Here is a 435-nt window from a genome sequence, read left to right as displayed (position 1 = left end):
ACTTCACCAGGGAGAGACCCAACTGCTGTTTGTTTCGCATCATGCGGAGGATGCGCCAGCCTGTATTACTCATCGGCTGGAATTTGTACCGGACGGCGACCACTATCTCTATCGGCAATCTGCATTACCTTAATGCCATTCCGGGCGTGTAAAGCGCTTTTTTCGTGCTTTTTCAGATAAAAGGCGTGATCATGCTGAAATCCGTTGATTTACCATCAAATGATTGACGTCTATTTGTGAGCGAACTCAAGTGTAAACGATTCCACTAATTTATTACATGTCACACTTTTCGCATCTTTGTTATGCTATGGTTATTCCATACTATAGGCTTAACGGAGCGAATTATGAGAGTATTGGTTACAGGTGGTAGCGGTTACATTGGAAGTCATACCTGCGTACAATTGCTGCAAAATGGTCATGACGTCGTCATCCTCG

The 435-nt window shown here is 44.1% G+C and carries 1 protein-coding gene; it reads left to right on the top strand.

Going from position 1 to position 435, the window contains the following annotated elements:
- Positions 1-344: 344 nt before the first annotated feature.
- Positions 345-435, top strand: a 91-nt coding sequence (locus tag F7Q90_RS26155) for an NAD-dependent epimerase/dehydratase family protein (RefSeq protein WP_151161220.1), incomplete at its 3' end; no start/stop codon positions are given.

The organism is Pantoea stewartii subsp. stewartii, from assembly GCF_008801695.1.
Taxonomy (GTDB): domain Bacteria; phylum Pseudomonadota; class Gammaproteobacteria; order Enterobacterales; family Enterobacteriaceae; genus Pantoea; species Pantoea stewartii.
This window is presented reverse-complemented; position numbering and strand designations above follow the sequence as displayed.